Consider the following 19759-nt stretch of genomic DNA (forward strand, 5'->3'; position numbering starts at 1 on the left):
AATGATTTTAGATTCTAAAATTAGAACCTTGATTTTTGATTTATCGAGTCTTGGTATTCTTGGTACTGACTACAAATATTGAAATCAATTGATTATTCTCATCAATCAACTGTTCTAATACCAATATATTACTTATTAAACCTGCACCTTTTTGGATTTTGAGATTAATATAACTTTCTCTCAATTCCTTGAGACATATTTTCATTTTATGAAGATAATCCCTTGTTGATTCTCCTCCTCGTGCTTCTCCATAGTTTAAAGCTACAGAAGTTGAAGAGCGTATTAATTGTTTTGATAAATGTTCTGAAGCAAAGCTTTTGTCTAAATACTTACAGGTTTTAATAATTGACACTGCAACATCTATTAATCTGTTTTCTAAATCCTTGTGCTTTCATTTCCAAATATTTAAATCAAAAATCTACTATCTTATATCTTATTTATTTCCCTTTAAAAACAGGCTTGCGTTTTTCCATAAAACTAGCCACACCTTCGGCATAGTCCTCTGTAGAGGCACTTTCTATTTGTAGCTTAGATTCTAGATTTAATTGCTCTTCTACCGTGTTGTAATAGGATTGATTCAGTGCTTTTTTAGTATTAGCTAGAGCTACTGTAGGTAATGCGGCTAATTTTTGTGCTGTTTTTTGCGCGGTAGTTAGAAAATCTGTATCAGGAACAACTTTATAGATCATTCCCATTTGCTCAGCCTCTGGTGCAGTAATTTTATCGGCTAGCATCATGGCAGCACTTGCTTTACCAAAACCTATTAATCTAGGTAAAAAGAAAGTACCTGCACTATCTGGTATCAAACCGATTTTAGAAAACGCTTGTATAAAAGCAGCACTTTCTGTTGCGATTACTACATCGCAACATAGGGCAATATTTGCGCCTGCACCAGCGGCAACACCATTAACAGCAGCAACAACTGGCTTTTCAAGGTTTCTTATTTTAAGAACTATCGGATTATAATGATCGTCTAGAATGGCTTTAAAACCTGGGTTCAATTCTGGATCTGTAATTTCTTGAATATCCTGACCAGCACAGAAAGCTTTTCCATTGCCCACTATCATCACGGCTCTCACCTCATCATTTGAAGAACATTTATCTAGTGTATCTTGCATAGCAAATGCCATCTCGCGATTAAAAGAATTGAATACTTGTGGTCTATTTAAAGTTATAGTTGCAACACCATTATCGACTTGCAATAGGATAGAATCTGACATATAATTTTATTATGTTTTAACCCTAATCAGAGACTTAATCTGATTAAAGGGTTTATTTTTTTAAAGTTGATTATAAAGATAGTGGTTGTTACGCTTTCGCGAAAGCGAGATTACTTCAAACACTTAAAATAATCAAACGGCTCTAGACAATCCTCACATTGAAACATCGCCTTGCAAGCCGTAGAACCAAATTGACTGACTAACTTTGTGTTTTGCGAGCCACAATTGGTGCATTTTACGAGTCTCTTATCGTTCAACAAAACGTCTTTATCGGCAGTTTCTTCTAGTGGTGCGGCAATACCATATTCCTCAAGCGCTTTGCGACCACGCTCTGTAATCCAATCTGTCGTCCACGGCGGACTCATTATCAATTGAATAGTTGTAGAATAACCATGAGCTGCAAATGCTCGTTCTAGATCATCACCTATTACATCCATCGCTGGACAGCCGCTGTAGGTAGGTGTCAATTTTATAGTAATCTCTTTTCCTTCTACTATAACTTCTCTAATAACTCCTAAGTCTACCACGTTAAGTACTGGTATTTCAGGATCCTTAACAGATTCTAAGATATTTTGAAGGTCTTGAGGTATGATATAGTCTTGGATCATAAGAATAGCATATATTGATTAAGGATTAACGAATACTGAAATTTTTGAATTAGGAATTTTTAGCTTTTGATGTTTTAATACTCGCAACAAATATTGAAATCAACTGATTATTCTCATCAATTAGTTTTCTACTTCAGTTTTATTCTTAATAAGTGAAGCTCCTTTTTGAATTTTAAGGTTCATCATCGACTCTTTTAATTCTTTTAATGCGATTTTCATTTTATGAAGAAAATCTTTGTGTGACTCCGCACTTTGTGCTTTGCCGTAATTTAATGCTGCGGTCGTGGAACTTCTTATCAATTGCTTACACAAATGATTTGAGGAATAACTGTTATTCATTGAATGGTCTGCTACTTTTATAATATCAACCGAGAATTGAATCAAACGACTTTCTAAATCAAATTTCATAAATTCTCATTTTTAAATTTCGATATTCAATATTCAATATTCATTAATCGATATTGGATATCTCTCTAAATAATTCGAGTTCAAATTCAAATTCGAATTCAACTTATTACCATTTCGAATCTGGATACGTTCTCTGCATATACTGCATATCTGCTAGAATGTAACCCATGTGTTCACTGTGTAAGCCTTCTTTTCCGCCTTTTTGGAAATATTCTACTTCTGGAATATCAAGTGTTGCTACAGAAAGTAAGTCACCTACTTTTTCATAGTAGTATTCTTTTAATTGCAACATATCTGGCGCTACACCAGCAGCAATCATGGCATCATCTGCTTGTGTCGTATGAAACAACTCATCTGTATAAATCCATAGATCATTTACAGCTTGTTGTACACGTGTTTTACTTTCCTCAGTTCCATCACCTAAACGTTTTAACCAGTCTCCAGAAAAACGCTCGTGATAGCTTGCCTCTTTGATTCCTTTAAAGGCCAGTGCTCTTAAGGTCTCGTCTGCACTTTGCTGTAAAGCTCCTAAGAACATTTTGTTATATACATCAAAGAAGAACTGACGTACAATCACGTAACCAAAATCTGTATTAGGCTGTTCTACCAGTAATACATTCTTATACTCACGTTCTTTTCTTAAAAATGCAATATCATCTTCAGTAGTTTTATCGCCTTTCAATTGTGCGATATACTGATAAAAACTACGCACTTGGCCTAACATATCTAATGAGATGTTAGTAAGCGCGATATCTGGCTCTAGATTAGGTCCGTGACCACAAAGCTCTCCTAGACGCTGACCTAGAATCAAATAATTATCTGCCACACCAAGTAGGTAATCGATTAGGTGTTTCTTATTTTCTGTTGATTCAAGGAATTGTGGGTTTAACTCCTTAATAGGCACTGCAGAATTTGAAATCACTTTTGTTTTTGAATTTGAAATGGTTTCCATAATGGATATTGTGGTATTAAATTTAAATCTAAACTGAAATTTAAATTTAAAAGGGTTTATCGTTTATTTATAATAGCAACTAGAATTCTAACAATCTGTTCATCTTCATCTTGAAGTTTTTTCAAATGCTTAACATCTCCCAAACCAGCTTTTAGTTGAATTCTCAAATTATTGTTGCACTCTTTTATTTCTTTAAGAGCAATTCTTAATTTATTGATTTTATCCTTTTCAGTACCAGCTCCAGCAAACTCACTAAAATTTAGAGATACAGAACCTGAGGATCTTATCAATTGTTCAGCATAATATTTAGAAGCATAGGTCTTTGCTGGTTTATCAAAAACTAAAACCACATCAGCAGCAAAACTGATTAATCTTTCTTCTAAATCATAAGCCTTACTCATTGTCTTTAAATTTAAATTTCAACTTAAGTTTGGATTTAAGAATTAAAACACATGTAAAAAGCTGCGCTTTTTACATGTGTTTTAATTCTTCAGGCAACTCATAAAAAGTAGGGTGTCTGTAAACTTTATCTGTTGCAGGTTTAAATAGCTCGTCACTTGCCTCTGGACTACTTGCTGTGATATTTTTAGATTCTACGACCCATATGCTCACACCTTCATTTCTACGTGTGTAGACGTCGCGAGCGTTATTCATTGCCATTTCAGCATCTTCGGCATGTAGGCTACCGCAGTGTCTGTGTTCTAGTCCGTTTTTAGATCTTATAAAAACTTCCCAAAGTGGAGTTTCTTGACTCATATATTTTATTTTTAGTTCGCGCGCATTGTATGCGCTACACTCAAAATAGGCGCATGCAATACGCCCTTGCTAGCGAGCAGGTTATACCGCTTGTGCAGTTTGTTGTTTTATATCTTTTTGTTTTGTTGCATAAGCAGCAGCTGCTTCACGTACCCAGGCGCCATTGTTCCAGGCGTTGCGTCTATCATCTAGACGTTTTTTATTCATCGGCCCGTGACCTTTTACTACTTGCCAGAATTCGTCCCAATCGATTGCGCCAAAATCATAACTTCCCTTTTCATCATTCCATTTCAAGTCTGGATCTGGAATAGTAAGCCCTAAAAGTTCTGCCTGTGGTACTGTTTGATCTATAAATTGCTGGCGCAACTCATCATTTGTTTTGCGCTTTAACTTCCATTTCATAGACTGCTCTGTATGCGTACTTGCGGCGTCTGTAGGACCTAACATCATTAATGACGGCCACCACCAGCGATTCAATGCATCTTGTGCCATTTCTTTTTGCTCTACGCTACCATTACATAGCGATAACATGATTTCGTATCCTTGACGCTGGTGAAAACTTTCTTCCTTACATACACGTACCATAGCACGAGCATATGGTCCAAAAGATGTACTACACAACGGTACTTGATTAATAATCGCAGCTCCATCCACTAGCCAGCCTATCGCTCCCATGTCTGCCCAAGTCATCGTAGGGTAGTTGAAAATCGAAGAATATTTTGCTTTACCAGAATGTAAATCTTCATAAAGCTGCTCACGAGTGATACCTAAAGTTTCACAAGCGCTGTATAGGTATAGTCCATGTCCAGCCTCATCTTGCACCTTTGCCAGTAGCGCTACTTTGCGTCTCAATGACGGCGCACGAGTAATCCAGTTACCTTCTGGCAACATCCCTACTATTTCAGAATGTGCATGTTGGGATATTTGTCTGATGTGCGTCTTGCGATACTTCTCAGGCATCCAGTCCTTAGGCTCAATCTTTTCATCTCTCGCAATTTTAGCATCAAATTGCGCTTCTAATTTTTTGATTTCTGCTTCACTCATGGTATTATGTTTTTGACGCATCGCATGCGTCTGTGATACTTCGTTGTAGACGCATCGCATGCGTCTGTGATACTTCGTTGTAGACGCATCGCATGCGCCTGTGATATTTCGTTGTAGACGCATCGCATGCGTCTGTGATATTTCGTTGTAGACACATCGCATGCGCCTGTGATACTTCGTTGTAGACGCATCGCATGCGCCTGTGATATCCGCATGCGATGCGCCTGTGATATCCGCATGCGATGCGTCTGTGATATCCGCATGCGATGCGTCTGTGATATCCGCATGCGATGCGTCTGTGATGTTCGCATGCGATGCGTCTGTGATATTCGCATGCGATGCGAACTTACTTATCTTTGTTTCTATATACTTGTTGCGGTTCCGCTTTCGCGAAAGCGATATAACCACATACATTTTTTATACTCTAGACATCGTAGTTTACAACAAGTTTTTTACTCGTGGGTACACTTACACAACTAAGGACAAATCCTTTTTCCACCTCTTCTTCAGTCAGGGCATAATTCACTTTCATAGCTACAGATCCTTCTAGAACCTGACACTTGCATGTGCTACAAACGCCACCTTTACAAGCATATGGCAAGTCTGCTCCAGCACCTATCGCACCATCTAGCACATTATCAAAGTCATTACCGAGCACAAATTTAAACTTACGACTGCCATCTATAATGGTTACATCTACTCCATCTACCTTTTTCTCTAATGCTGCAGCGGCACGAGCTTTATCTGCATCGCTTAAACCACTTACAAACAATTCAAAATGAACATTTTCTTTCTTCATTCCTGCGGCGACTAATTGATCTCTTATTAAGAAAATCATCTCTTCTGGACCACAGATAAAAGCATGGTCTGTATGCGGTGCGTTAATTAACGTCTTAGTAAGCGTTTGTAGTTTTTCTTTATCAAAACGACCATTAAACAATGGAATATCTCTGTGCTCACGACTTAAGAAATAAAAGACTTCAAAACGACTTAAATACTTGTTTTTAAGTGCTTCTATCTCTTCCTTAAATATAATTGATTTTACGGTTCTATTAAGGTAGAATAACTTGAATTTTGCATTAGGCTCGCTAGCAAGATGTGTTTTAATGATACTCAACATAGGAGTAATTCCACTACCTGCGGCAAATGCTATATAGTTTTTAACATCATTTTCTTCTGATACTTCGATTCCAAAATCACCACTAGGTGCTGAGACCTGCAACACATCACCAGTCTTTAAATCACGATTTACATAGGTAGAAAATTTACCTTCAAAGATTTCTTTAACCGCAACTTTCCACTCATTATCTAGCGGGCTGCTACATAGAGAATAACTGCGTCGCACATCTTCACCATTTATCATAGCACGCAAGGTCAGAAACTGTCCTGGACGATAGTTAAATTCTTCTTTAAGTTCTTGTGGAACGTCAAAGGCGATTACCGTAGTATCGTCTGTCTCTTTATAGACTTGGGATAATGTTATTTTATAAAAATTGCTCACAGAAAGTAGGTCGTTATGTTTACACAAAACTAACACTTGTTAGTTAGGAAAACAAATGAGTATTTTATATATTTAAAAATATGAAAAAGACGTCTTTCTTAATGACTTTTATGTCCTCATTATACATTTTATACGGGCAAAATCAAGAAGTTTTTAAAAGTACTTATGACACAATAAGCCTTACTTATCCCATCTATCATATTTATAAAAATGACACAGCTTGCATAAATTTTAGAACTGCCTTTAAAAATTTATATTACTCCAGCGATAGTTTAAGAACCGCAAAAATAAACACTGAAAAAATTGAAAATGATAACACCGTTGAGAAAAAGAGAATAGCAGAGTTGTATCAAAATGAAAAACATCAATTCCATATGCAATCATTAGACATAGCGTCAAGACCAGTTAAATATTTGCATTTTATTGAAAATGAAACAAAGAGTAAACTTCAAGAACCTTTAACGCCATTTTCACGACCAGAAGTAAAATTAGATAGTATATTGTCTTCTATGAAGTATCCTAATTTAAAAGCTCCACAATCCATACTAAACGAGGCAGAAAAGGCAATGTCTTTTTATCCAGCGCTTGCAAACACCGCAATCGAATTCAAATTCAATGACATGGTGCGCAAGAATTTCATGCAGGCTCAACCTACTTATAAAAGTATTTTTAGAAACAGAAAAAACCGAAGTTATATTATTTTAATAAGTAAGGAGTTTAAGGTAGAAAATAAAATATTTACTATCAAAGAAATCCCTAGTGATGTACTTACAGGCTGGCTAGGTCATGAGCTAGGTCATGTTATGGATTATAGATCACGCTCTACTATAAACATGATATTCTTTGGATTAAAATATCTTTATTCTCACGCTCACATTCAAGAAGTAGAACGCGCCGCAGACGACTATGCCGTGCGTCATGGAATGGGCGAATATATTCTAAAGACGAAAGAGTTTATTTTAAATCACACCAGTCTATCTGAGAAATACAAACAACATATGCGTAAATTCTATCTTTCTCCAGAAGAGATTCTGGAATTGATTAATCGCTACGGAGAAACTGGAGAAAAACCTAGTCAAGATGAACTAGCACCTAATTAGTCGTGAGTTGGCGAGTTGGTGAGTTTGTTTTTGCTCCTCAAAAAAAATGAATTTGCAACAGCTTTATTTTCTCAAGGACTCAAAGACTAAGCGACTCAAAACTCTAAGCTAGTAGATTCAAATAGTACTCACAAACTCTTCCCAAGCTTTAAACTTGTCCTCGTTCATTACTTTTTCCATTTTTACCTGACCACCTTTTTTCTTATTATGGTCGTTCCATTTTGCAAACATTTCTGGTTGTACTTTATGAACTTGAACACCTTTTAATGCTTTAGAACGAGCTACTTTATAATTTTTATTAGCTTCTTGTAGTGAATTATCTAGAGCATCAGCAAGTTCTTTTTCTGAAGTTTCTGTTTCTGTACCTAGATACCATACATGCTGAAATTCTCCATCGATTTTCTTTGCAGAGACAGTAAACTCTTTAATGCTGGTATTGTATTTTTCTTGCAATTCTGTAATCGCTGTTTCCATTTTAAGAACAGATAACTGGCTACCTACTACGTTTAAGAAAAACTTAGTTCTACCAGTTATTTTAATTTCGGCTTTTTTTACGTCTGTAAATTTTATTGTATCACCTATTAAGTAACGCCATGCACCAGATACTGTCGATATGATTAGCGCATAATCGACCTCTGGTTCTACCTCAGTCATGGTTAGAACTGGCGCATCATGAGATATACTACCATCTTGTTCTACATATTCTGGTTGAAAAGGAACGAATTCAAAATAAATACCACCATCAGTAATCAACTGCATAGACGTGGTTTCTGGACGTTGTTGACAGGCTATAAAACCTTCACTAGCTAGATAGGTATCTACTATCTGTACAGGTTTTGAAAATAATTTTTCAAAACTCGAGCGATAAGGTTCAAATGCTACACCACCAGAAGTATAAACTGAGAGATTAGGCCATATTTCATGTATAGAATCTACCTTGTGATAATCCATTACTTTTCTAAGCATCATTTCTAACCATGATGGGATACCACTTAACATTCCTATATCCCAATTTTTAGCTTCTTGGGCTATTCTTTGAACTCGCTCATCCCAATCGTCTATGGACGAAATTTCCTTTCCTGGTCTGTAAAAAGAATCTAAAAACTCAGGAATATTACTGGCAGATATTCCACTAATTTCTCCTATTGTAAACCCATTTTCTTCACTCAAATCTGTAGAGCTGCCTAATGCCAGGACTTCACTTTCAAATACATCATCTGTCAGATTAAAATTAGTTAACGCGCTTACCTGTCTGGTCCCTGCAGCTTTTATGGCCGCAATCATTTCATCTGTGACTGGAATGGTTTTAGATTTTTTACCGGTTGTACCACTAGATCTTGCAAGAAATTTAGGAGTTCCTGGCCATGTAATATCGGGCTTTCCTTCTTTCATGCGTGACCACCATTGCTCGTCCATTTTATGATAGTCGTAAAACGGTACCGCTTCCGCGAAAGCGTGCTCCATATCATCTCCTTCTAAAACACTATTAAAATCATAATACAAGCCGAAAGAAGTGCTCTTTGCCGTTTTTAATAAATGCTCTAATACTTTGCGTTGCGCAACCACATGGTCTGAGGTAGCGGTGATAGTCTCGTGAAGATTTAATGCTGTCTTAATAATAGGACCTAAAAGTGCCATGAAATAGTGGTTTATTCCAAAAATAGCTCTTTAAACACCTTTGCTAGGTTAAGATTCTGATAAGATTTTAAATATGAAGAAAATTAAATTTCTAAACTAATGACTCAAGAAATGAGACTGTTTAAATAGAGCCTAATGGTACTTAGTAAATATTTTTGTAGCCTCATTATAACTACTTTCAAAGGACATCGCGTTCACGTTTGAATCTGCTTTTACAGCATTAAAATAACTCACCATTTTCTCTGTAGGCATATTACCTGTAAGTTCATCCTTTGCCATAGGGCAACCGCCAAAACCTTGAATCGCACCATCAAAACGACGGCAACCAGCTTTATAAGCAGCGTCTACTTTTTCATGCCACGTGGTAGGTGTGGTATGTAAGTGTGCACCAAATTCTATTTCAGGATATTTAGGAATCAAGTTAGAGAACAAATAGGTAATCGTTTCTGGATCTGAGCTACCTATGGTATCAGAAAGCGATAAAATCTTAACGCCCATCTTGTATAATTTCTCAGTCCACTCTCCTACTATTTCCACATTCCATGGATCTCCATAAGGATTACCAAATCCCATCGAGATATAAACTACTAATTCTTTATTATGCTTTTGTGCGAGATCAATAACTTCTTGCAACAACTCCACACTTTGAGCAATAGTTTTATGGGTGTTACGCATCTGGAAATTCTCTGAAATAGAGAACGGATAACCTAAATATTGAATTTCTGGATGCTCACATGCTGCTTTTGCACCACGTAGATTTGCAATAATAGCAAGCAGTTTAGATTCTGTTTTAGAAAGATCTAATTTAGAAAGAACCTCTGCCGTATCTACTAGTTGTGGTATTGCCTTAGGAGAAACAAAACTACCAAAATCTATGGTATCAAAACCACATCGCAATAAAGACTGAAGGTATTGCACCTTCAAATCTGTGGGAATCATTTCTTTGATTCCTTGCATTGCATCACGTGGGCATTCTATGATTTTTACCTTTTCCATCGAGCTGCAAATATAAGCCTACGCAAAGGTTTGCGGAAATGATTTCTGGACTACTTTACGATATCAAAATCTCCACAGCTATAACTAATAACAACTATTTATATCCACCTCATAACTCGCGCAAACCATTTTGAGGATTTTATAGAATTTATTTCAATCATAACAATCAAACATGTCAAGAAGAATAGTTAGCATGTTGATTTTAAGTTTTGAGATTTGACATGCCAGCTATTTGTGTTAGCATCTTCTAAATCTGATTGAATATTTTAAAACACTGGGAAGCATTTACTCAACCGCTATAACAAACTTAGTGTATCGCCCAAAAGATGAGTTTACTATTATCAATTAACTAAAATGAAGATCGCAATCCCTATAAAAACAACAATTTGTATCCATTTCATGGCTAGTGTAAACCATGTGGAAGTTTTTATGAAACTTGCTGCTTTACCAGCAAGTAAAGCAATTGTATAAAATGTAAACAAAGAAACTAACATAAAAACGCTACCTAATATATAGATTTGAATCCAGTCTGGATAAGAGTTTGTGATTACAAATTGTGGTAATAATGCGAGAAAAAACAAAGTCACTTTAGGATTGAGCAAATTCATGGTGATTCCTACTTTGTAAAGCTTCCATAGACTTTGAGAAGAAGTTTCTGAATAACCAAATTCTATACTCGCATCTGATTTATAAATTTTAAAAGCGAGGTAAAGCAAATAAATCGCGCCTGCTATTTTTATGGAATACAGCAACCACTGGTTATCTCTTATAATAACTGCAAAACCTAATGCGACAACAGAAGTATGAACAATACAACCTGTAATTAAACCACTAGCGATGGCGATTCCATATTTAGAACCTCTTGCCACCGATTGTGTAAGTACAAAAATATTATCTGGTCCTGGACTAAGTGCGAGAAGTAAGGTTGCGAGTGCAAAGGAGATTAGGGTTTCTATCATTTATTATCCAAGATTTACTTAACAATGAAGTAGTAACTTTCTTTAGCTTTATCTTCATCATAGGTAAACCCAAAAATGTTTTTCATGACTGCCTTAGATAAGTATTTATTCATATGATAATAAGAGTAAACTTTTCCATCTTTTTCAAATAGCAGTTCACCTTCTTCATCATTTTCAGTATAAAACTTAACATTCCACCATTCCCATTCTGCAATGTGAGGAATACCAAATTCTTTTGTTATTGCTTGAGGTCCTAAATTATGTCTATACCGTTTGGTTATTCCATCTTCAATAAGTCTAAAACCATATACAGGACCGAAATCAAAATCTGCAAAACAAAAAATATTCTTTGGCTTATTAAAATATTTATATAGTTTGTCAATTAAATCTATATCTCCATCAACCAAAATTTTGTTGTTAAATACTGGATTAGTAATAATAATAGAATTATTAATTTTAGAAATCAAGACATCATTTTTACGAGTTCCAAAATCAGAAGACCACTTATTATTTAGCCGATATTTCTGAGAAAAAAAATGATTGTAAATTTCTTCAATAGTATAATTATCATTCTCTATATTTATTACAACACCAGATGGATAAATAGAATAATTTTCTGTTGGTATTGATTTGTCTTGAGAAAAGCAATTTAGTATCGAAAATATAGTAATGAAGTAAAATTGATAGTAGTTTCTCATAATTCAATAATTGCCTTATTAATTTCCCTAATCAACGCTGGCCCTTCATAAACAAAACCAGTATATAATTGTACCAGACTCGCACCAGCATTTAATTTATCAATCGCATCTTGCGCCGTCATGATGCCACCTACTCCTATTATAGGGAAAGCGTCGTTACTTTTATCATGTAAAAAAGCAATAACTTCGGTAGCTCTTTTAGTTAGTGGTGCACCACTCAAACCGCCGGCTTGTTTTACTAATAATTCCTCAGATTTTAAGCCTTCTCGAGAGATGGTTGTGTTAGAAGCGATCACTCCATCTATTTGAGTATCTGCTACGATTCCTATAATATCCATTAATTGATCGTCAGTAAGATCTGGAGCGATTTTAAGGAGAATAGGTTTTCTTTGAGGCTTTTTATTATTAAGGTCTTGAAGCGTTTGTAATATATGCGTTAATGGCTTGCGGTCTTGAAGTTCACGCAGTCCTGGTGTGTTAGGTGAGCTTACATTTACGGTAAAATAATCTATGTGATCAAATAGTTTTTCAAAACAGATTATATAATCATTTACCGCATCCTCATTAGGTGTGACTTTATTTTTTCCTATGTTACCGCCGATTAGCACATGACCTGGCTGTCCTAACTTAGGGTTTTTCTTTAATCGTTCTACGGCAAGATCTACGCCACCGTTATTGAATCCCATGCGGTTTACAATTGCTTGATCTTTCTTTAATCTAAAAAGTCGCTGCTTGGGGTTTCCATCTTGTGGTTTTGGTGTAAGGGTTCCTATTTCTATAAATCCAAAACCGAGATTTGAGAATTCTTTAAAAGCTTTGGCGTCTTTATCAAATCCGGCAGCCATTCCTACTGGGTTCTCAAACTGTAAACCGAAGAATTCTCTTTTTAAGGCAGGATGATTTTGCTTGTAACGCTTTCGCGAAAGCGTGCTAAAACCAGGTATTTTACTTAACAATTTAATACTCTTAAAAGAAAAGTGGTGAACAGCCTCTGGGTCAAAGGCAAAAAGTAGCGGACGGACTAAAGATGTATACATAAGAATAAGGTTGCGCAAATTTACAATGCATTGGACTTTATTCCATATTTTTGTTACTCTTAAAAAATGACTGATATGAGTAAATATGATGTGATCGTTTTAGGTAGTGGACCTGGCGGATATGTAACAGCAATACGTGCTTCTCAACTAGGGTTAAAAACAGCAATCGTTGAAAAAGAATCTCTAGGTGGTGTATGTCTTAACTGGGGTTGCATTCCTACTAAGGCATTAATTAAAAGTGCTGATGTATTTAATTACCTTAACCACGCTGCAGATTATGGACTTAAAGCTGATAATGTAGATAAGGATTTTGGCGCTGTTGTAAAACGTAGCCGCGACGTGGCAGATGGAATGAGCAAGGGTGTACAATTCTTATTAAAAAAGAATAAAATAGACGTAATCATGGGTTACGGAACGGTAAAAAAAGGCAAGAAAATCGAGGTGAAGGCTGAAGATGGATCTACCTCTACCGTAGAAGGAAACCATATCATAATCGCGACTGGTGCAAAATCACGTGTACTTCCTAACTTACCGCAGGATGGTAAAAAGGTAATAGGCTATCGTGAAGCTATGACGCTTAAAGAACAACCTAAGAAAATGGTTGTTGTTGGGTCTGGAGCAATAGGTGTAGAATTTGCTTATTTCTATAACTCTATGGGCACTGATGTAACTATAGTGGAATATGTAGATCGCATTGTACCGGTAGAAGACATAGACGTCTCTAAACAAATGGAGCGTAGTTTCAAAAAATCTGGAATCAAAGTAATGACATCTAGTGAGGTCACTAGTGTAGATACTTCTGGAGATGGAGTAAAAGTTAGTGTGAAAACTAAAAAAGGAGAAGAAGTTCTTGATGCAGACGTGGTTTTAAGTGCTGTAGGTATTGAAACTAATCTTTCTAACATAGGCCTAGAAGAAATAGGAATTTCTACAGATCGCGGTAAAGTGATCGTTAATAAATGGTATCAAACTAATTTACCAGGATACTACGCTATAGGCGACATTACTGCAGGACCAGCACTAGCCCATGTTGCAAGTGCCGAAGGTATTCTTTGTGTAGAAAAAATTGCAGACTTGCAGGTGGAGCCTATAGATTATGGTAATATACCAGGTTGTACTTATTCTACTCCTGAGATTGCTAGCGTAGGTATGACTGAGGCACAAGCTAAGGAAGCTGGACATGATATAAAAGTTGGTAAATTCCCTTTCAGCGCAAGTGGTAAGGCTAGTGCGTCTGGAAATAAAGATGGTTTTGTAAAAGTAATTTTTGACGCTAAGTACGGTGAGTGGTTAGGATGTCATATGATAGGTGCTGGTGTTACTGACATGATTGCTGAGGCTGTTGTGGCTCGTAAATTAGAAACTACTGGTCATGAAATTTTAAAAGCCATCCATCCACACCCTACAATGAGTGAAGCGGTAATGGAAGCTGTTGCAGATGCTTATGGTGAGGTAATTCACTTATAGTATTAAATAGTTTTTATTTAAAAATAAGAAAACCCCTTTGAAACATAGTTTCAAAGGGGTTTTCTTATTTTATGCTTAAGGTTTTTTAAAACCTAAAATTAATGGTACTCATCTCTCCTTCTTTGGTGAATCTATTAAAATTAGTAGCACATTGTCTACCAAAAAAGATCTTGTTGACACCCTAAATAAGTAGTCCAACTTTTACTCCTTATTATAATTACTATTTGAATATACGATGTTTAAAACACCTGTCAACGAGAATATCGATTTACCAGATGGTAGGGCTTTATATAAAAGTAGTCACTAGCGCCAGCAAAGACGCTCTAGATTTTACTTAATTTAAATACTGGTAAATGACATACGGCTGGATAACTACTGGAATATTCATACTAGCTGCTGCTCTTAAAATTATCGCCATATTTACTCTATAATAAGTATATATCTAGAGTTACTACTAGGTCTAGCCCTAGTTTTTAAGTTTTTATGAGACAGCACTGTTATAAATAAGACTAATACCTCTTGAGACGTGAAATGTGTATCTCTAAATCCTAGTCAGAAGTAGCTATATGGCTGTAGAAACAAATGATTTAATGACAGTATATTCTATTGTGTTTATATAGAGATCATGCTTAAAAAACACAACGACCTCTATATCCTGCACTCGTTAGCTTAAGTTGCTATTTCTTAAGTTTAGGTTTTTCTTTATAAAAAACAAATGTCACCTCTTCACCTACTTGTAAATTTGACGCTAGGTCAATGATCTCGCCATTTTTTTTCATTAATTGAATCTTTGCCGTATTAGGAGGTTTTACACCTAGATGGACTGCTTTAAGTGAAATGGTGTTAATAGGATCGATTAAGGATAGTTCCATTTCTTTCTTTTTGGCAACTGGACTGTAGGCATCAAGAATTTTATTACCATTAATAGTCAGGTCTATTTGATCTCCATCTATCTCTCCATCATCCCAAATAATTAATTTAAGATATTCCTCTTTCCACAGAATATTTAATTTTTCGCCTCCTTTTAAAGCGTTTTTCGCATAGCGATTAAACATTTTACCCATGTTCACCTTTTGTTTAACACTATCAGGTATGCGTCCCATACGGCGCACTTTCTTCTGGAATTTTTCAGTCCTCTTTTGAATTTTTTGAGCAGCTGTTAGAACTAACTCTCCATTAAGGCAGCTGGTCAGGTCATCATAATAACTTTTAAATGTTCCGTCTATTTGAGACTTCCCATTCAACTTTCTTATATCTCCAGTAAAATAAACATTACAAAAATCTTGTTCTATAATATCAGATTTTGTGTAAACTATTTCTATCTCTCTAAATTTTAATTTATTCTCCTTATCATCATAGGTACCTATAATTAAAGACTTAGTCTCATGCTCACCATTTAAATCGGTATAAGAATATCCATTAATTTTACCATCTACCTCTTTAAAATCTAATCTAAAAGTTATTAAAGAACTATCTGGCAACTTTAATAAGCCTAAGTACTCGTATGTCTGACCATTAACAGTCCCTAAGCTAAGTAAAACAATTAAAAGTAATACTGATATTTTCATATTTTGATATATATTTGAGGTAAATATAACTAACTAATTAACTTTTTATGAAAACAAAATTAACTCTAGCTCTTATGAGCATTTTTATGATGGTAAGTAGTCTAGCATTTGCATCATTTCCTGTAGAGAGACAAGTTACTACCCAAGTGGTAACACTAGAAAATGGTACAACAGTAGAAGAATCTACTGCTACTCTAACTTCTCCAGCGGCAGTTGCCTGGTCAGAAGATCAAACCATAGCGATTCTATTATGGTTTTTCCTAGGAGGATTTGCTGGTCACCGCTGGTTCTTAAAGAGTCCATGGTACTGGAATCTACTATTTATCTTAACAGGAGGATTCTTTTTTGTGGGATGGGTAATTGATGGTATAGAAATTATTACAGGAAGTTATCCTGGACTTTAATTTTATAGTATAATTATAAAATGCCTGTTAGATTTATACTAGCAGGCATTTTTATTTTATAGAAAACTCTTTACAGCCAGCTCATATCCCTTGAGGCCAAAACCAGTAATGATACCAGCCGTATATTTTGAAATATAAGATACGTGCCTGAACTCTTCTCGATCCATAACGTTAGAAATATGCACCTCTATAACTGGTGTTGTAATACCACTTACTGCATCACCTATACCTATGGATGTATGAGTGTATGCTCCTGCATTTAAGATTACCGCGTTAAATCCCTCTTCTTGCGCATTATGAAGTTTATCGATTATTTCCCCTTCTATGTTAGATTGAAAATAGCCCAATTCTACCTCTTTATATTTGAATTGTAACTCTATAAAGTAATCTTCAAAAGTTTGTGAACCGTAAATCTCAGGTTCCCGTTTTCCCAGTAAATTTAAATTAGGCCCGTTAAGAATAAGTATTTTCATAAGTATAAAGATATTATTAATTCCGCTTTCGCGAAAGCGAGACACAAAAAAAGCCGAATCCTTAAGATTCGACTTTTAATGAATTAGTTTTTTCTTAGAATTTGTAATCTCATCACCAAAGATGTCACCATTATCTTTATACACATTACTTAAGCCTATCATGTAACGCACATTTGCAGATAATCCTTCTAAAGAAGTACCTTCTTTAAATTTATAGGCAACACCACCACCGGCAGAAAGATCAATTGTTTCAGCGTTCAACTCTTTTGATCAACGTTTTCACCGTTCACTTCAAATTTATCGCTTACTAAGAATCCGATTTGGGGTCCATCTTCTACAGAAAATCCAGATTCACCTGTATAAAATTTTGCAAGTACTGGCACATTGGTATAGTCTAGTTTCAGCTTTTGTTCTATAGTATGTCCAGCAAATGTAATTTCTGACTCCAAGCCTTGTTGAGAATAAAGAACCTCTACTTGTAAAGCAAATATTTCATTAAACATATACTCTCCAGTTATCCCTACATTAATTCCATTTATAGCATCTAGGTCTTCTACTGCATCACCTTGGAGCTTTGCAAAATTCACACCTACTTTTACCTCAAAATCAATTTCTTGACCATCTGAAACTCCCATTGCAAATACCGCTGCTACTGCATTTAATAATATTTTCTCATAGTTATGTTTATTAGTTCGGTGCAAAATTAGAGAAGGTTTAATTCTTTGGTTATTAATAAAACCACAACTCATTTTAAAGGTTTTTAAAGGTATTTTCTATATTTTAAGCATCAGTATATTAGTTGTATTTCTTACAAATTAATTAACATTGTTTTTTTAATAATCTATTCACGTCTAATAATTTTTACCTTTACGTTATGAACTGGAAGCAGGCTATAAAAGACTTTTCTATATACTTAAAGCTAGAAAGAGGCCTGTCGGTTAACACCCTAAAAGCATATACTAGAGATTTAAATAAAATGGCACACTGGTTAGAAACTAACGAGGTAAAAGAACTACCTACTGCCATAACAGTAGATACATTGCGTACCTATGTATATGAGCTAGCCAAAACAGTCCAACCACGATCGCAAGCTAGATCTATAAGTAGTTTAAAAGCGTTTTTTGAATTTTTAATTCTAGAACGTTATAGAGAAGACCAGCCTATGTCGTTGATAGAGGCTCCTAAAACAGGTCGTAAACTGCCCGATACTCTAAGCACAAGAGAAATAGATCTATTGATAAACAGCATCGATCGCTCCACACCAGAAGGCGAGCGCAATCGCGCTATACTAGAAACACTTTATGCTTGTGGCCTGCGTGTTAGTGAGTTAATAACCCTTAAGATAAGTGACTTATTTTTTAAAGAAGGTTTTTTAAAAGTTACTGGAAAAGGAGATAAACAGAGATTTGTTCCCATAGGAGAATACACTATAAAAATTATTGAACTGTATAAAAATGAAATACGCATTCATGTACCAGTAAAACCAGACCATACAGATACACTTTTTTTAAACAGACGTGGCGCTGGACTTACTAGAGCGATGATTTTTCACGTTATAAAACAACAGGCCATTATGGCAGGGATTAAAAAATCTATAAGCCCGCACACCTTCAGACACAGTTTTGCGACTCATTTATTAGAAAATGGCGCTGACTTGCGATCTATACAAATGATGTTGGGTCATGAGAGCATAACCACCACTGAAATCTATATGCACGTAGACCGTGCACACCTTTCTAAGGTGATTCATAAACATCACCCTAGAGCCTAATTCCACTTACATTCTTTGATTACATCTTCATTAAGATCTCGCTTTATGCAATTTATTAATGTACTAAAGTTTTTATAAAGTAAAGAAGATTTTTTGGTGTACGCTTTCGCGAAAGCTAACTTTATAAAAAAATACAACACAATGAAAACTCTAAAGTTTAAAAATGGCGATGAAATGGCCGCTATAGGATTAGGAACTTGGAAATCAAAACCAGGAGAAGTAAAACAAGCAGTAATTACTGCCCTAGAGTCTGGATATAAACACATAGACTGCGCTGCTGTTTATGGAAATGAAAAAGAAATAGGTGAAGCTTTTAACGAAGTGTTCTCTAAAGGAGACGTAAAAAGAGAAGACATATGGATAACCTCTAAATTATGGAACAATGCACACCTTAAAAGTGATGTCGCGCCAGCTCTAGATAAAACTCTTAATGATTTACAACTGGATTATCTAGATTTATATTTAATACACTGGCCAGTTGCTTTTAAACCAGCAGTTCAAATGGCTGACAAGCCCGATGATTATCTTACACCACAAGAAGCACCTATTCATGAAACATGGAATGCGATGGTAGACTTAAAGAAATCTGGTAAAGTGAAGCACATAGGAGTTTCTAATTTCTCTACTACTAAACTGGATGACCTTCTTGAAAAGACGGATGAAGCACCAGAGATGAATCAGGTAGAATTACACCCTTTATTACAACAAAATGAACTATTTGAATACTGTTCTAATAAAGGTATTCATTTAACAGGATATTCTCCTCTAGGAAGTGGGGACCGTAGTGATGAGATGAAACAAGATAATGAGCCTAACATGCTTCAAAATGCGACCATCACTTCTATCGCTAGTAAACACAACGCTAGCCCTGGACAGGTTCTTATTAACTGGAGCGCACATAGAGGTACTGCTGTAATTCCTAAATCTACTAATGAAGGACGTATAAAAGAGAATCTAGCTGCTCCTACTGTTAAATTTGATCAAGAAGATTTAAAAAATCTTGCTGATATGGATAAGCATTACCGCTATGTGACTGGTAAATTCTATGAAGTTGCAGAAAAAGGTTACCCTAATATCTATGATGAGTAGATGGTAGATGTCATAAAATCCATTATTCACGCAGGTGGAATAATGGATTTTTTAAAAAAACTAACCATCA

Annotated in this window: 23 protein-coding genes; 5 read left to right on the forward strand and 18 right to left on the reverse strand. The window is 35.5% G+C overall.

Translation table 11 applies throughout. The features are described 5' to 3' along the window. Window positions 1–40 precede the first annotated feature (40 nt). The 9 genes from Q0838_RS10290 to Q0838_RS10330 form a co-directional block, all read right to left on the reverse strand. A complete protein-coding gene (locus tag Q0838_RS10290; RefSeq protein WP_298954538.1) occupies window positions 41–364 on the reverse strand; it encodes a four helix bundle protein in 324 nt (107 codons plus the stop codon). 73 nt (window positions 365–437) lie between these two features. Next, window positions 438–1220 (reverse strand): enoyl-CoA hydratase-related protein, encoded by a 783-nt coding sequence (locus tag Q0838_RS10295; RefSeq protein WP_298954465.1) that lies wholly within the window; start codon window positions 1218–1220, stop codon window positions 438–440. Window positions 1221–1330: 110 nt separating this feature from the next. After that, window positions 1331–1828, reverse strand: a complete 498-nt coding sequence (gene paaD / locus Q0838_RS10300; RefSeq protein WP_298954467.1) for a 1,2-phenylacetyl-CoA epoxidase subunit PaaD — start codon at window positions 1826–1828, stop codon at window positions 1331–1333. A 120-nt stretch (window positions 1829–1948) separates the two neighbouring features. After that, window positions 1949–2236: a four helix bundle protein gene (locus Q0838_RS10305; RefSeq protein ID WP_298954471.1), complete on the reverse strand. Its 288-nt coding sequence runs from the start codon at window positions 2234–2236 to the stop codon at window positions 1949–1951. Between the two features lie 106 nt (window positions 2237–2342). Next, entirely contained in the window at window positions 2343–3188 is an 846-nt protein-coding gene (paaC, locus tag Q0838_RS10310) for a 1,2-phenylacetyl-CoA epoxidase subunit PaaC (RefSeq protein ID WP_298954473.1), read from the reverse strand. Between the two features lie 56 nt (window positions 3189–3244). Continuing rightward, entirely contained in the window at window positions 3245–3589 is a 345-nt protein-coding gene (locus Q0838_RS10315; protein ID WP_298954476.1) for a four helix bundle protein, read from the reverse strand. A gap of 70 nt (window positions 3590–3659) precedes the next feature. Beyond that, a complete protein-coding gene (paaB, locus tag Q0838_RS10320) occupies window positions 3660–3944 on the reverse strand; it encodes a 1,2-phenylacetyl-CoA epoxidase subunit PaaB (RefSeq protein ID WP_298954479.1) in 285 nt (94 codons plus the stop codon). Between the two features lie 81 nt (window positions 3945–4025). After that, window positions 4026–4988, reverse strand: coding sequence for a 1,2-phenylacetyl-CoA epoxidase subunit PaaA (paaA, locus tag Q0838_RS10325; protein ID WP_298954541.1), 963 nt, complete (start codon window positions 4986–4988; stop codon window positions 4026–4028). Window positions 4989–5412: 424 nt separating this feature from the next. Next, window positions 5413–6489, reverse strand: a complete 1077-nt coding sequence (locus Q0838_RS10330; RefSeq protein WP_298954482.1) for a 2Fe-2S iron-sulfur cluster-binding protein — start codon at window positions 6487–6489, stop codon at window positions 5413–5415. An 80-nt stretch (window positions 6490–6569) separates the two neighbouring features. Here Q0838_RS10330 and Q0838_RS10335 point away from each other — a divergent pair, with 80 nt between their 5' ends. Next, on the forward strand, window positions 6570–7589 hold the full coding sequence (locus Q0838_RS10335; protein ID WP_298954485.1) for a hypothetical protein: 1020 nt from the start codon (window positions 6570–6572) through the stop codon (window positions 7587–7589). Window positions 7590–7706: 117 nt separating this feature from the next. Here the strand turns inward: Q0838_RS10335 and Q0838_RS10340 are convergent, their stop codons facing one another. The 5 genes from Q0838_RS10340 to Q0838_RS10360 all read right to left on the reverse strand — a co-directional run bounded on the left by Q0838_RS10340 (window position 7707) and on the right by Q0838_RS10360 (window position 12917). Next, window positions 7707–9227 carry a GH3 auxin-responsive promoter family protein gene (locus tag Q0838_RS10340; protein ID WP_298954488.1) on the reverse strand — a complete coding sequence of 507 codons (1521 nt, stop codon included), beginning with the start codon at window positions 9225–9227 and terminating at the stop codon, window positions 7707–7709. A 132-nt stretch (window positions 9228–9359) separates the two neighbouring features. Next, window positions 9360–10223, reverse strand: coding sequence for a hydroxymethylglutaryl-CoA lyase (locus tag Q0838_RS10345; RefSeq protein ID WP_104516155.1), 864 nt, complete (start codon window positions 10221–10223; stop codon window positions 9360–9362). 341 nt (window positions 10224–10564) lie between these two features. Beyond that, window positions 10565–11182 (reverse strand): LysE family translocator, encoded by a 618-nt coding sequence (locus tag Q0838_RS10350; RefSeq protein WP_298954498.1) that lies wholly within the window; start codon window positions 11180–11182, stop codon window positions 10565–10567. A gap of 14 nt (window positions 11183–11196) precedes the next feature. Then, window positions 11197–11880, reverse strand: coding sequence for a hypothetical protein (locus tag Q0838_RS10355; protein WP_298954501.1), 684 nt, complete (start codon window positions 11878–11880; stop codon window positions 11197–11199). Next, complete coding sequence (locus Q0838_RS10360) at window positions 11877–12917, reverse strand: quinone-dependent dihydroorotate dehydrogenase (RefSeq protein WP_298954504.1); 1041 nt, start codon at window positions 12915–12917, stop codon at window positions 11877–11879. The genes Q0838_RS10355 and Q0838_RS10360 overlap by 4 nt, the downstream gene beginning before the upstream one ends. 75 nt (window positions 12918–12992) lie before the next feature. Between Q0838_RS10360 and lpdA the strand changes: the two genes are divergently transcribed. After that, a complete protein-coding gene (lpdA, locus tag Q0838_RS10365) occupies window positions 12993–14384 on the forward strand; it encodes a dihydrolipoyl dehydrogenase (protein WP_298954506.1) in 1392 nt (463 codons plus the stop codon). 677 nt (window positions 14385–15061) lie between these two features. Here lpdA and Q0838_RS10370 read toward each other — a convergent pair. Beyond that, window positions 15062–15952: a hypothetical protein gene (locus tag Q0838_RS10370; RefSeq protein WP_298954508.1), complete on the reverse strand. Its 891-nt coding sequence runs from the start codon at window positions 15950–15952 to the stop codon at window positions 15062–15064. 47 nt (window positions 15953–15999) lie between these two features. Here Q0838_RS10370 and Q0838_RS10375 point away from each other — a divergent pair, with 47 nt between their 5' ends. Further along, entirely contained in the window at window positions 16000–16356 is a 357-nt protein-coding gene (locus Q0838_RS10375; protein ID WP_298954510.1) for a TM2 domain-containing protein, read from the forward strand. A gap of 56 nt (window positions 16357–16412) precedes the next feature. Here Q0838_RS10375 and aroQ read toward each other — a convergent pair whose 3' ends face one another. The 3 genes from aroQ to Q0838_RS10390 all read right to left on the reverse strand — a co-directional run bounded on the left by aroQ (window position 16413) and on the right by Q0838_RS10390 (window position 17530). Next, the gene (gene aroQ, locus Q0838_RS10380) at window positions 16413–16829 is read right to left on the reverse strand and encodes a type II 3-dehydroquinate dehydratase (protein ID WP_298954511.1); all 417 of its coding nucleotides are present in this window, start codon (window positions 16827–16829) and stop codon (window positions 16413–16415) included. Between the two features lie 75 nt (window positions 16830–16904). After that, the gene (locus Q0838_RS10385) at window positions 16905–17090 is read right to left on the reverse strand and encodes a hypothetical protein (protein ID WP_298954513.1); all 186 of its coding nucleotides are present in this window, start codon (window positions 17088–17090) and stop codon (window positions 16905–16907) included. Next, a complete protein-coding gene (locus tag Q0838_RS10390; protein ID WP_298954516.1) occupies window positions 17087–17530 on the reverse strand; it encodes a porin family protein in 444 nt (147 codons plus the stop codon). Before Q0838_RS10390 ends, Q0838_RS10385 begins: the two co-directional genes overlap by 4 nt. Before the next feature lie 173 nt (window positions 17531–17703). Here Q0838_RS10390 and xerD point away from each other — a divergent pair, with 173 nt between their 5' ends. Beyond that, the gene (xerD, locus tag Q0838_RS10395; RefSeq protein WP_298954519.1) at window positions 17704–18600 is read left to right on the forward strand and encodes a site-specific tyrosine recombinase XerD; all 897 of its coding nucleotides are present in this window, start codon (window positions 17704–17706) and stop codon (window positions 18598–18600) included. A 141-nt stretch (window positions 18601–18741) separates the two neighbouring features. Then, entirely contained in the window at window positions 18742–19689 is a 948-nt protein-coding gene (locus tag Q0838_RS10400; RefSeq protein ID WP_298954522.1) for an aldo/keto reductase, read from the forward strand. The last annotated feature ends 70 nt before the right edge of the window (window positions 19690–19759 follow it).

The organism is uncultured Nonlabens sp. (assembly GCF_947495285.1).
In the GTDB taxonomy this organism is placed as follows: domain Bacteria; phylum Bacteroidota; class Bacteroidia; order Flavobacteriales; family Flavobacteriaceae; genus Nonlabens.

What these genes read in the sequence shown, in the direction of transcription:
- Q0838_RS10295 (WP_298954465.1), bottom strand. Translation starts at nt 1,220, where the DNA reads ATGTCAGATTCTATCCTATTGCAAGTCGATAATGGTGTTGCAACTATA.
- paaD (WP_298954467.1), bottom strand. Translation starts at nt 1,828, where the DNA reads ATGATCCAAGACTATATCATACCTCAAGACCTTCAAAATATCTTAGAA.
- Q0838_RS10305 (WP_298954471.1), bottom strand. Translation starts at nt 2,236, where the DNA reads ATGAAATTTGATTTAGAAAGTCGTTTGATTCAATTCTCGGTTGATATT.
- paaC (WP_298954473.1), bottom strand. Translation starts at nt 3,188, where the DNA reads ATGGAAACCATTTCAAATTCAAAAACAAAAGTGATTTCAAATTCTGCA.
- Q0838_RS10315 (WP_298954476.1), bottom strand. Translation starts at nt 3,589, where the DNA reads ATGAGTAAGGCTTATGATTTAGAAGAAAGATTAATCAGTTTTGCTGCT.
- paaB (WP_298954479.1), bottom strand. Translation starts at nt 3,944, where the DNA reads ATGAGTCAAGAAACTCCACTTTGGGAAGTTTTTATAAGATCTAAAAAC.
- paaA (WP_298954541.1), bottom strand. Translation starts at nt 4,988, where the DNA reads ATGAGTGAAGCAGAAATCAAAAAATTAGAAGCGCAATTTGATGCTAAA.
- Q0838_RS10335 (WP_298954485.1), top strand. Translation starts at nt 6,570, where the DNA reads ATGAAAAAGACGTCTTTCTTAATGACTTTTATGTCCTCATTATACATT.
- Q0838_RS10340 (WP_298954488.1), bottom strand. Translation starts at nt 9,227, where the DNA reads ATGGCACTTTTAGGTCCTATTATTAAGACAGCATTAAATCTTCACGAG.
- Q0838_RS10345 (WP_104516155.1), bottom strand. Translation starts at nt 10,223, where the DNA reads ATGGAAAAGGTAAAAATCATAGAATGCCCACGTGATGCAATGCAAGGA.
- Q0838_RS10350 (WP_298954498.1), bottom strand. Translation starts at nt 11,182, where the DNA reads ATGATAGAAACCCTAATCTCCTTTGCACTCGCAACCTTACTTCTCGCA.
- Q0838_RS10355 (WP_298954501.1), bottom strand. Translation starts at nt 11,880, where the DNA reads ATGAGAAACTACTATCAATTTTACTTCATTACTATATTTTCGATACTA.
- Q0838_RS10360 (WP_298954504.1), bottom strand. Translation starts at nt 12,917, where the DNA reads ATGTATACATCTTTAGTCCGTCCGCTACTTTTTGCCTTTGACCCAGAG.
- lpdA (WP_298954506.1), top strand. Translation starts at nt 12,993, where the DNA reads ATGAGTAAATATGATGTGATCGTTTTAGGTAGTGGACCTGGCGGATAT.
- Q0838_RS10370 (WP_298954508.1), bottom strand. Translation starts at nt 15,952, where the DNA reads ATGAAAATATCAGTATTACTTTTAATTGTTTTACTTAGCTTAGGGACT.
- Q0838_RS10375 (WP_298954510.1), top strand. Translation starts at nt 16,000, where the DNA reads ATGAAAACAAAATTAACTCTAGCTCTTATGAGCATTTTTATGATGGTA.
- aroQ (WP_298954511.1), bottom strand. Translation starts at nt 16,829, where the DNA reads ATGAAAATACTTATTCTTAACGGGCCTAATTTAAATTTACTGGGAAAA.
- xerD (WP_298954519.1), top strand. Translation starts at nt 17,704, where the DNA reads ATGAACTGGAAGCAGGCTATAAAAGACTTTTCTATATACTTAAAGCTA.
- Q0838_RS10400 (WP_298954522.1), top strand. Translation starts at nt 18,742, where the DNA reads ATGAAAACTCTAAAGTTTAAAAATGGCGATGAAATGGCCGCTATAGGA.